The sequence below is a fragment of the Neisseria sp. HMSC070F02 genome, assembly GCF_001814225.1.
In the GTDB taxonomy this organism is placed as follows: domain Bacteria; phylum Pseudomonadota; class Gammaproteobacteria; order Burkholderiales; family Neisseriaceae; genus Neisseria; species Neisseria meningitidis.
In genome coordinates this window covers 1-381 of the sequence record NZ_KV815376.1, presented here as the reverse complement: position 1 = coordinate 381, position 381 = coordinate 1, and positions in this window count along the sequence as shown.

Genomic DNA, 381 nt, shown 5'->3' with positions numbered 1-381 from the left:
CGCCGTACTGGTTTTTGTTAATCCACTATAAAACACAGCCATATATATTAAGTACCTGCTCTTTATGCGCTTTTTTAGGAAAGGAAGATCAAACGGTTCAATAGCGAAGTCTTGCCCAAATTTGATGGACAGGATATAGAATACATGCGTGCATACCACACCCTGCCAAAGTTGGGAGATGCACTTAAGGTTGCACTTGTGGTCGCCAACTATGCCTATACACGCGGATTTCCCGCGTTTATAGGCCGCGACGGAAGTCTGGCTTTTAAGCGAAGACAATAACCGAAAAGACCGCCTCGGCGGTCTTTCTTGTGTACACAGTTTGAGACCTTTGCAATAACATAGGTTACTAGGGCGTGTCCTCAATTTAACTTAGCATGA